This is a genomic window from Streptomyces sp. NPDC088246, from assembly GCF_044741025.1.
Classification (GTDB): domain Bacteria; phylum Actinomycetota; class Actinomycetes; order Streptomycetales; family Streptomycetaceae; genus Streptomyces.
In genome coordinates, this window is sequence record NZ_JBIURV010000105.1 from 1 (window position 1) to 12,028 (window position 12,028).

At 71.5% G+C, this 12,028-nt stretch carries 3 protein-coding genes; all 3 read left to right on the forward strand.

All coding sequences use genetic code 11. The features are described from left to right. A partial coding sequence (locus tag ACIPEK_RS45275) for an SDR family NAD(P)-dependent oxidoreductase (RefSeq protein WP_402008621.1) occupies positions 1–2,634 on the forward strand: 2,634 nt, incomplete at its 5' end. 93 nt (positions 2,635–2,727) lie between these two features. Further along, positions 2,728–7,833, forward strand: coding sequence for a type I polyketide synthase (locus tag ACIPEK_RS45280; RefSeq protein ID WP_402008623.1), 5,106 nt, complete (start codon positions 2,728–2,730; stop codon positions 7,831–7,833). Positions 7,834–7,891: 58 nt separating this feature from the next. Then, positions 7,892–12,028, forward strand: a 4,137-nt coding sequence (locus ACIPEK_RS45285; protein ID WP_402008625.1) for a type I polyketide synthase, incomplete at its 3' end; no start/stop codon positions are given.

Consider the following 12,028-nt stretch of genomic DNA (forward strand, 5'->3'; position numbering starts at 1 on the left):
TTCGTTCTCGCCCCGGAGCAGGCTCTCCAGCTCCAGATCACAGTCGGGCCCCCTGACGCGTCCGACCGCCGCACCCTCACCATCCACTCACGCCCGGACTCGGGCGACGTACCCAGTGATGCGCCCTGGACTCAGCATGCCCAAGGCGCTCTCACTCCCCAACTCCCCTCGGACGAGGCTGACTCCAGCTCTGATCTCAGCAACTGGCCGCCTACCGGCGCCCAGCCCATCACGTTGCACGACACCTACGAACACCTCGCCACCCAGGGCTACCACTACGGCCCCGTCTTCCAGGGGCTCAAGGCCGCCTGGCGCGCCGGTAACAACATCTACGCCGAAGTTGCCCTCCCCCCGGAAGCTCACCAGGGCGCCGGCGCCTTCGGCGTCCATCCGGCCCTGCTCGACGCCGCCCTCCACGCCAATCTCTTTGATGAGGGCGACAGCCAGGCCAGTGCCGAAGGGCCGCGGCTGCCCTTCGCGTGGAGCGGCGTTTCGGTGCACGCGGCAGGTGCCACCTCACTGCGTGTACGCGTGACGTCCCATGGTCCTGACGAGGCGTCAGTACTGGCCACGGACTCGACCGGTGCTCCGGTGATATCGATACGTTCGCTGGCCGCGCGTGCCGTCAGCGCCGAACAGCTGGTGGCGGCCGGCAGTGACGACGACGACGCACTGCTGCGGCCGAGCTGGGCCGAGCGGGCCGGATGGTCTCCGTCCGAGGAACCGGCCGGCAGCTGGGCGGTCATCGGCAGCAGCGAGGACGACCGGCTCGTGGCGGCTTTCGGCGCCGAGGCTCCGGTGTTCTCCGATCTCGCGGCACTCAGGGAGACGTCCGGCCCCGTACCGGACTTCGTGGCCCTCGCATGCACAGGAGCCCTCGCGTGCACAGGAGGCGAGGATCACAGAACCGGTCTGCTGGACCGTATGCGCACCGCGACGGTCCGTGTGCTGGAGGCCGTGCAGGAGTGGCTGGCCGACCCGAGGTTCGTCGACTCCCGGCTGGTGATCCTCACCAGCGGCGCGGCCGGCCCCGACGCCGAGCCCGGCACGGCCGTGGACCTGGTTCACGCTCCGTTGTGGGGCCTGGTGCGTTCCGCACAGGCCGAACACCCCGGCGGGAGGCTGCTGCTCCTCGACTGGGACGGCACCCCGCCCTCCGTACAGCTCCTGCGATCTGCTGCAGCCGCCGACGGAACCGAACTCATTCTGCGTGACGGCAAGTTGTGGGAACCGCGGCTCGTAAGAGAGCAGCAGAGCGCAGGCGAGGCCATCGGTGCGCCCTGGGGGGATCCGGAAGGCACCGTACTGGTCACGGGCGGAACCGGCGGCCTCGGTGCCGCTGTCGCCCGCCACCTGGCCGCGCGGCACGGCGCCCGTCGGCTGCTGCTGGTCAGCCGTCGCGGTGAGAAGGCGCCCGGTGCTCTTGAACTTGTCCAAGAGCTTGCCGAGTTCGGGACCGAAGCGGTACCGGTGGCATGTGATGTCGCGGACCGCGCCGCACTGGAGAAGCTGCTCGCCGAGATCCCTTCCTGTCACCCCCTCACGGCTGTGATCCATACAGCAGGTGTGGCCGACAACAGCCTGATCGAGACGCAGACCGCGCGAAGCGTGGACTCGGTACTGCGTCCCAAGGCGGACGCAGCCTGGCATCTACATGAGTTGACACAGCATCAGCCACTTGCAGCCTTCGTGCTGTTCTCCTCCACCGCGGGTCTCTTCGTCGGCGCCGGACAGGCCAACTACGCCGCCTCGAACGTCTTCCTCGATGCCCTCGCCCGCCACCGCGGGACCCAGGGCCTGCCTGCTCTCTCCCTCGCCTGGGGCCTGTGGGCCGAGACCCAGGGCATGGCGGGCCGGCTGGTCGAGGCCGATCTGGAGCGGATACGGCGGATGGGCATGCGCCCGCTGCCCACCGGCCGGGCGCTGGCCCTGCTGGACTCGGCCATGGCTGTCGACGCCCCGGTGCTCGTACCGGTCGGGCTGGAGGCGGCGGTGCTGCGCTCGCCGGGCGGACCGGTGCCCGCGCTGCTTCGTACCTTCGTACGCAACCCGATGCGCCGCGCCGTCCCGGCCGCGGCGACAGCGGCCCCTGCGGCGGCCGCCGAAGCGCTCTCGCTGCGGCTGTCCGGCCTGTCGGAGGCCGACCGCGACCTCCTCCTCCTCGATCTGGTCCGGGACAACGCGGCAGCGGTGCTCGGTCATGGCAGCGGCCAACACATTGACCCGGAGCGGGCATTCAAGGACATCGGCTTCGATTCACTGGCGGCCGTCGATCTGCGTAACCTGCTGGGCGCGGCCACCGGCCTGCGGCTGCCGGCGACCCTCGTCTTCGACTTCCCCGCGCCGGCCGTGCTGGCCGCGCACCTGGCGGCCGAGCTCGTACCGGCCCTTTCCTCGGGACAGTCGCTGTTTGCCGAGATCGACCGCCTGGAATCGGCTCTGCTCGCCTCGCCCCCGGACGAGGGCGAGCACGACGGGGAGCATGCGGAAGTCGCCGCGCTACTGGAGACACTGGTACGCAAATGGCGGGACCGGCGCGGTGCGGGGCAGGACGCCGTAGTCCGTACGGACTACGAGTCGGCCACCGACGACGAGCTGTTCGCCGCTCTGGACGGTGAAATCGGACTCCCCTAGCAGGAGCCGGGCCGACGCCGACGGCACCGACGGCCCGGATTCCCTCCCCGTATCCCCGCTCCGCCCGCCCCGCATCGCTCGACAGACCTCAGATTGGCTCAGACACCGATGGCGAACGACCAGAAACTGCGTGAGTACCTGCGGCGTGCGACGGCTGACCTCCAGGAGACCCGCCGCCGTCTGCGCGAGGTGGAGGACAGCAAGCACGAGCCGATCGCGATCGTCGCCATGGGCTGCCGCTACCCGGGCGGCGTCACATCTCCCGAGGACCTGTGGCGGGTGGTGGACGAAGGCACCGATGTGGTCGGTCAGTTCCCCACCGACCGCGGCTGGGACATGGACTCGCTGTACGACCCCGTGCCGGGCCGCCCCGGCCGCAGCTATGTGCGCGAGGGCGGATTCCTGTACGACGCCGCGGAGTTCGACCCGGTGTTCTTCGGCCTCAGCCCCAGGGAGACGCCGGAGACGGACCCCCAGCAGCGGCTGCTGCTGGAGACCAGCTGGGAGGCGTTCGAGCGCGCGGGCATCGACCCGGCCACGCTCAAGGGCAGCAGGACCGGGGTGTTCGCCGGCCTGATGTACCACGACTACGCCGGCGGCGGCGCGGCCGGCAGCCTAGTGTCCGGCCGGGTCGCCTACACCTTCGGTTTCGAGGGCCCCGCGGTGACGGTCGACACGGCGTGCTCGTCCTCGCTGGTGGCGCTGCATCTGGCCGCGCAGGCGCTGCGCAACGGCGAGTGCTCGCTGGCGCTGGCCGGCGGCGTGACCGTGATGGCCGGACCGGAGATGTTCATCGAGTTCAGCCGGCAGCGCGGGCTCGCCTCGGACGGGCGATGCAAGTCCTTCGCCGGCGCGGCGGACGGCGCGGGCTGGTCCGAGGGCGTGGGCGTGCTGCTGGTGGAGCGTCTCTCGGACGCGCGGCGCAACGGGCACCCCGTACTGGCAGTCGTACGCGGCTCCGCCGTGAACCAGGACGGCGCAAGCAACGGCCTCACCGCGCCCAACGGCCCCGCCCAGCAGCGCGTCATCCGCCAGGCCCTCAACAACGCGGGACTCACCACCAAGGACGTCGACGCGGTCGAGGCACACGGCACGGGCACCGTACTCGGCGACCCCATCGAGGCGCAGGCGCTCCTCGCCACCTACGGCCAGGACCGCCCCGCCGAAAGCCCCCTGTGGCTCGGCTCGGTGAAGTCGAACATGGGGCACGCGCAGGCCGCCGCGGGCGTCAGCGGCGTCATCAAAATGGTGCAGGCGATTCAGCACCAGGTGCTACCTCGCACACTGCACGTGGACGAGCCGACACCGCAGGTCGACTGGACCACCGGGAACGTACGGCTGCTGACCGAGCCGGTCGCCTGGCACAGCGACGCGCCGCGCCGGGCGGGCGTCTCCTCCTTCGGGCTCAGCGGTACCAACGCGCACATCATCATCGAGGAAGCGCCCGCCGAAGCCGCGTCCGAGGCATCCGAAGCAGCTGAACCGTCCGGAGCGCCCATGGCCCCTGCTGAGCCGCAGGTGCTCCCGTACCTGCTGTCGGCGCGCGACGAACGGGCGCTGCGTGAGTCGGCAGGCCGGCTGCGTGCCCACCTCACCGCCGACGGCCGCGACACGGCCGCGGACGTCGCGTTCTCGCTGGCCACCACCCGGGCCGTCTTCGACCAGCGGGCTGTCGCCGTCGCGGACGACCACGACAGCCTGCTGCGCCGGCTGGACGCACTGGCCGCAGGCGACGACAGTGCGGGACTGGTATTCGGTACGCCGCAGGGACCGGGCGGGCGCACCGCCTTCATGTTCACCGGCCAGGGTGCCCAACGCCTCGGCATGGCAAAAGAGTTGTGCGCCTCCCAGCCCGCTTTCGCGGCGGCGCTCGACGCGGTCTGCGCAGAACTGGACCCGAGGCTGGAGACACCCGTCCGTGACGTGATGTGGCGGTCCAAGGACGAGCGGGGCGCGGAAGAACTGGACCGTACGGGCTACGCGCAGGCCGCACTCTTCGCTGTCGAGGTGGCACTGTTCCGCCTGCTGGAGAGCTGGGGGATACGCCCCGACCTGCTGATCGGCCACTCGATCGGGGAGATCGCAGCGGCGCACGCCGCAGGTGTGTTCACCCTGGCGGACGCCTGCGCGCTGGTGGCGGCCAGGGGCCGGCTGATGCAGGAACTGCCCGCCGGCGGCGCGATGGTCGCCGTCGAGGCGTCCGAGGAGGACGTACTCCCACTGCTCGGCGAAGGCGAACGGATCGGCGTGGCCGTCGTGAACGGCCCGTCGGCCGTGGTGCTCTCCGGCGACGAGGATGCCGTCCTGCAGGTCGCGGAACAGCTCCGGGAACAGGGCCGCAAGACGTCACGACTGCGCGTCAGCCACGCCTTCCACTCGCCCCGCATGGACCCGATGCTCACGGACTTCCGTGAGATCGTCGCGGACCTCCCGATGCACGCACCGCAGCTCCCTGTCGTCTCCAATCTCACCGGAAAGCTTTGCACCGAGGGCGAGTTGACCTCCGCCGACTACTGGGTGCGGCACGTACGCGAGACGGTCCGCTTCAGCGACGGCATCGCCACCCTGCGCGAACACGGCGTCAGCACCTTCGTCGAGCTGGGTCCCAGCGCCACCCTCACCGCCCTCGCCCAGCAGTGCGTGACAAACGACGCCGACTCCCGGAGCACCGCCTTCGTACCGGTGCTGCGCGCTGACCGCCCCGAGCCGCAGTCGTTGACCACCGCGCTCGCCGAACTGCACGTACGCGGTACGGCGGTCGACTGGCCCGCGGCCGCCGCGGGCTGGGGCGGGCGCAGGGTGCAGCTGCCCACCTACCCGTTCCAGCGGCAGCGTTACTGGTGGGAGAACGACGCCTCCGACGCCTCCGGTACAACGGTCCGGTCCACGCCCGGCAGCGCGGGCGCCCAGGCCTTCTGGGACGCCGTGGAACGCACCGACACCGGCGCGCTCGCCGAGGCACTGCACGCGGACAGCGACGCACAGCGGGAATCGCTGGACGCCGTGCTGCCCCTGCTCGCGTCCTGGCGCTCGCACCGGGTGAAGGAGGCGACCGCCGACGCCTGGAGCTACCGGATCGACTGGCTGCCCCTCGCTGAACCCGCCCGGGACACCGCAGCCGCGGCAGGCACCTGGCTCGTCCTGGCACCGGAGGGAGCAGCCGCCGGCCGCTGGGCAGAGCGGCTCGGCGAGGCGCTGCACGCCCGGGGCGCGCAGCCACACCTCATCACGGTGGACGCCGCCGAACTGACCTCCCTCGCCGGCGAAGGGGACCCCACCGGCACTGCCGCGGCACGGACCGCGCTCACGGACCGGCTGCGTACCGCGTCCGAAGCGGGCTCACCGGTACGCGCGGTGCTCTCCCTGCTCGCTCTCGCCGACCCGTATGGCCTGACCGCCACCGTCGCGCTCGCCCAGGCGCTGGGCGACACCGCGATCGATGCGCCGCTGTGGTGCCTGACCAGCGGCGCGGTCGCGGTGGGCGGGGCGGAGGAACTACCGAACCCGGAGCAGGCCCAGGTGTGGGGACTCGGCAGGGTCGTCGCCCTGGAACAGCCGCAGCGCTGGGGCGGCCTGATCGACCTGCCGCCGACGGCCGACGAGCGTACGGCCGCCCGGCTGGTGTCCGTACTGGCAGGAGGCGCCGCCGACCAGGGGGCCGGAGCGGAGGACCAGATCGCGGTGCGCGCCTCGGGAACCTTCGGCCGCCGGCTCGTGCACGTCCCCGCCGACACGACCATCGCGGGCACCGGGAGCAGTGGCAGCGGCGACACGGACACGCACGGCGACGACGAGACCGCGACCGAGGGCGACACCGCCGCCGCAGGGAACTGGACGCCGCACGGAACCGTCCTGGTCACCGGCGGCACCGGCGCACTCGGCGCGCACGTCGCCCGCTGGCTCGCCCGACGCGGCGCCGCCCATCTCGTACTGACCAGCCGTCGTGGCCCGCAGGCACCGGGCGCCGAGGAACTGACGGCCGAACTGACCGCGCTCGGAGCCCGGGTCACCGTGGCGGCCTGCGACGTCGCCGACCGCGCGGCCCTCGCCGCGCTGCTCGAAGGCCTGCCCGACGACCAGCCGCTCACCGCCGTCATGCACACCGCCGGCGTGCTGGACGACGGCGTGCTGGAGTCCATCACCCCCGAGCGGCTCGCCGGCGTACTGCGCCCGAAGGTGGAGGCGGCCCGGCACCTGCACGAGCTCACCAGGCACCACGGACTGACGGCGTTCGTCACCTTCTCCTCGATCGCCGGACTGCTCGGCAGCGCGGGACAGGGCAGCTACGCCGCCGCGAACGCCTACCTGGACGCACTCGCCCAGCACCGCCGGGCCCTGGGCCTCGCGGCCACCTCGGTGGCCTGGGGACCGTGGGACGGTGGCGGCATGGCGGGCGAGGACGCCTCGCAGGACCGCTCCTGGTGGCGCGGCCTGGCCCCGATGGACGCCGAACTCTGCCTGACGGCCCTTCAGCGGGCCCTGGACCGGGCGGCGACCTGCGTCGGCGTACTGGACGCCGACTGGCCGCAGCTCGCGGCCGGTTTCACGGCGACCCGGTCCAGCCCGCTGATCGCAGGCCTCCCCGAGGTACGCACCGGTGCCACCGCGGCCGGCGGCACCGGCGGGCCCGCGGGCCCGTCCGAAGCGGCTTCGGACCTGGTTGTCCGGCTGTCCGCCCTGCCCGAGAGCGAGCAGCGGCGCGAAGTGCTGGACCTGGTACGCGGACAGGTGGCGCTCGTCCTCGCCTACGACAGCACCAGCGCGGTGCAGTCCAGCCGCGCCTTCAACGAGCTCGGATTCGACTCGCTCACCGCCGTCGAATTCCGCAACAGGCTGAGTACCGTCACGGGTCTTAAGCTCCCGGCCACGCTGCTCTTCGACTACGCGAACCCCGACGTGCTGGCCGGGCATCTGCACGGCGAACTGTGCCCGAGCGGAGCAGCCCCCGCCGTACCCGTACTGGCGGAGCTGGAGCGCATCGAATCCGTGGCGGCGGCCCTCTCCGTGGAGGAGATCGAACGCAGCCGGATCAGCCACCGGCTCCAGGAACTCGTCACCCGGCTCAACGCGCGAATCAATGACGACAACGACGCGGGGAACACCGAGCCGGCAGAGGGTCCCACCGTCGCCGACCGCCTCGGCGCCGCGTCGGCCGAGGACGTCTTCGACTTCCTCGACAAGGAACTCGGGCTCTCCTGACCCGCTGATCCGCCCCAGCCCCCTTCTGCTCATTCACCCCACTTCCCGAACCTCCCGCATGCGCAGTTCCCGGGAAACGACACACGGCGAGGCCCTGATGGCGAACGTGAACGAAGCTAAGCTCCTCGACTACCTCAAGCGGACGACCGCGGACCTGCATGCCACGAAGCAGCAGCTGCGGGAGATCGAGAACGCCGGACAGGAGCCCATCGCCATCGTCGCGATGAGCTGCCGCCTTCCCGGCGGCGTGCGTTCGCCCGAGGAGCTGTGGCAGCTGATCGCCGGAGGGGTCGACGCGATCGGGGACTTCCCCGAGGACCGCGGCTGGGACACCGGGTCCGACGCCGGAACGGGCTCGGGCGCGGATGACGGCGCGGACTACCCGCGCAAGGGCGGCTTCCTTTACGACGCCGCGGAGTTCGACCCGGCCTTCTTCGGCATATCGCCGCGCGAGGCACTGGCGATGGACCCGCAGCAGCGGCTGCTGCTGGAGGCCTCCTGGGAGGCCTTCGAGCGCGGTGGCATCGCGCCGGACTCGGTGCACGGCGGCCGCGTGGGCGTCTTCATGGGCACCAACGGCCAGACCTACTTCGACCTGGAACTGCCGGAAGAGGCCGAGGCATACATGGCCACCGGCAGCAACGCGGCCGTGCTGTCCGGCCGTATCTCCTACGTACTCGGGCTGGAGGGGCCGGCCGTCACGGTGGACACGGCGTGCTCGTCGTCGCTGGTCGCACTGCACCTCGCGATCCAGGCACTGCACAAGGGTGAGTGCACCCTCGCGCTCGCAGGCGGCGCGACCGTGATGGCGACCCCCGGCCCCTACGTCGCGTTCAGCAAGCAGCGCGGTCTCGCGGCCGACGGCCGCTGCAAGGCGTTCTCCGAGGCGGCGGACGGCACCGGCTGGTCCGAGGGCGCGGGCGTGCTGCTGGTGGAGCGGCTGTCCGACGCGCGGCGCAACGGACATCCCGTACTGGCTGTCGTACGCGGCTCCGCCGTGAACCAGGACGGCGCAAGCAACGGCCTCACCGCGCCGAACGGCCCGTCTCAGCAGCGCGTCATCTGGGACGCGCTGGCGAGCGCGCAGCTGTCTGCGGACCAGGTGGACGTGGTCGAGGCACACGGTACGGGCACGGTCCTGGGCGACCCGATCGAGGCGCAGGCACTGCTGGCGACGTACGGGCGCGACCGCGCGGCGGAGAACCCCCTGTGGCTGGGGTCGGTGAAGTCGAACATGGGTCACACGCAGGCCGCTGCGGGTGTCGCCGGGATCATCAAGATGGTCATGGCGATGCGGGCCGGCGTCCTGCCGAAGACGCTGCACGCGGACGAGCCGTCGACGAAGGTGGACTGGACGGCCGGCCATGTCCGGCTGCTGACCGAGGAAGTGGAGTGGGACGGCACGACGCCGCGCCGGGCAGGTGTCTCGTCGTTCGGGATCAGCGGTACGAACGCGCACGTCATCCTTGAGGAGGCGCAGGCGGCGGAGCCCACTGGGGCGGAGCCCGTGGAGCGCCCCGACTCGGACTCCACAGGCTCCACGGGACCGGTGCTGTGGCCGGTCTCCGGGGCGAGCGCGGAGGCGTTGCGTGCGCAGGCGGCGGGGCTGTTGGGCCTGATGGAGCGTGTGGCTGCTCCGGATCCGGTGGATGTGGGTGTCGCGCTGGCGACGACGCGCGCGCAGCTGGAGCACCGTGCGGTGGTCGCGGGCGCCGGGCGCGATGAACTGGTCGCAGGGCTGCGGGCACTGGCTGCCGGCGAGCCTGCGCCGGGTGTAGTCAGCGGGGCCGCGGCTGAAGGCCGGCTGGCGTTCCTGTTCACGGGGCAGGGTGCGCAGCGGGTCGGTATGGGTCGTGAACTGGCCGCCGTCTTCCCGGTGTTCGCGACCGCGCTGGACGAGGCGTGCGGTCATCTCGACCTTCAGCTGGAACGGTCTTTGAAGGATGTGCTGTTCGCTGAGGCGGGGTCGGCGGAGGCTGCGCTGCTGGATCGTACGGAGTACGCGCAGCCGGCGCTGTTCGCGGTGGAGACGGCGCTGTTCCGGCTGGTGGAGTCGTGGGGTGTGCGGCCCGATGTGCTGGCCGGGCATTCGATCGGTGAGATCGGTGCGGCGCACGCGGCAGGAGTGTTCTCGTTGGCGGACGCGTGTGCGCTGGTCGCGGCGCGCGGCCGGCTGATGCAGGCGCTGCCCGAGGGCGGGGTGATGGCGGCCGTGCAGGCCACCGAGGAGGAGGTCCGCGCGCTGCTCGACGGGGTCGGGGACGCCACGGTCGCGGCGGTCAACGGGCCGCGCGCGGTGGTGGTTTCCGGGGCTGAGGCCTCCGTGGAGAGGGTGGTGGAGGCGGTACGCGCGCAGGGCGGCAAGACGTCGCGTCTGAAGGTGTCGCACGCCTTCCACTCACCCCTGATGGACCCGATGCTCGACGAGTTCAAGGCGGTGGTGTCGGGTCTCGCCTACAGCGAGCCTCGTATCCCCGTGGTCTCGAATGTGACCGGCCGCATGGCCACGGCGGGGGAGATCACCTCTGCCGAGTACTGGGTGTCCCACGTCCGCGAGGCGGTCCGCTTCGCCGACGGCGTGCAGACCCTCGCCGAGCAGGGCGTGGCGACGTTCCTGGAGATCGGCCCGGACGCCGTCCTCACCGCCATGGCCCCCGGTGCACTCCCCGACGACACCACGGCCGTCTTCGTCTCCCTACTGCGCCGCAACCGCCCCGAACGGACGGAGACCCTCACCGCGCTGGCCCGCCTCTGGACCACCGGCCACACCGTCAACTGGCCCGGCCTGCACCCCGGCGGCCCGACCCGGCCCGTCGACCTGCCCACCTACCCCTTCCAGCGCCGGCACTACTGGATCAAGAACGTGGCGACCGTCGGAAACATCGCCTCGATCGGGCTCGACGCCGCCGATCACCCGCTGCTGGGTGCGGCGATGATGCTGGCGGACTCCGACGGTGCGCTGTTCACCGGGCGACTCTCCGTGGGTACGCACACCTGGCTGGCCGACCGTGCCGCCGCGGGCTCCGTCGTGTTCCCGGAGACCGGGTTTGTGGAGTTGGCGATTCGGGCGGGGGATCAGGTCGGGTGTGGGGTGTTGGAGGAGTTGACGCTGGAGGCGCCGTTGCTGCTGCCGGTGCGTGGTGGTGTGCAGGTGCAGGTGGTGGTGGGTGCGCCTGAGGGTGCCTCTGGTGGGCGTGCGGTACGGGTGTTCTCGCGCGGTGAGCATGTGGCGGGTGACGCGTCGTGGACGCGGCACGCCACAGGTGTGCTCGGTGCCGGTGTGCGCGCTGTCGCGGACGAGTCCGCTTTCGGTGTGTGGCCTCCGGCGGGGGCGGCGCCGGTGTCGGTTGAGGACGTGTACAAGCGGTACGCGGATGCGGGGCTGACGTACGGGCCGGTATTCCAGGGCCTGAAGGCCGCCTGGCGCCATGACGAGGAACTGTACGCCGAGGTCGTCCTGCCTGAGCAGGTGGCAAAGGATGCCGAGCGATTTGGCCTGCACCCTGCGGCCCTGGACGCCGCGGTGCAGAGCCTGGCACTCCTGAGCTCCGCGCCGGTCGCCGAGGCGGCAGTGAACCTGCGACTGAACGCGGAGTGGCGCGGCGTGACGCTGCACGCCACCGGTGCGTCCGCGTTGCGGGTGCGGCTCTCGCCGTTGGGCACGGACAGCTTCGCGGTGGACATCGCCGACGCGGCCGGCGAAGCGGTCGCCTCCGTCGATTCGCTGACCGTCCGGCCCACCCAGGCCTCGGAGTTGGCCAGTGGTGGCGGGGCCGAGTTCCATGACTCCCTGTATCGGGTGGATTGGGTGCCGGCTGGGTCGGGTTCGGTGGCTGTGGGTGCTGGGTCTGTTGTGGTGGATTTTGCCGATGTGGTGGGTGCTGCTGCCGATGTGCCGGTTCCGGGTGTTGTGGTGTTGCGGGCGTTCGGTGATGTTGATGGGGGTGCGGATGGTGTGAGTGGTGTGTTGGAGGGTGTGTTGGGTGCTCTTCAGGTGTGGTTGGGGGAGGAGCGTTTTGGTGGGTCGACGTTGGTGGTGGTGACGCGGGGTGCGGTGTCGGCCGGCGGTGGTGAGGTGCGTGATCTGGCGGGTGCTGCGGTGGGTGGTTTGGTGCGGTCGGCGCAGGCGGAGCATCCGGGGCGGTTTGTGCTGGTGGATGTGGACGATGCGGAGTTGTCGCTGGATGCGGTGATG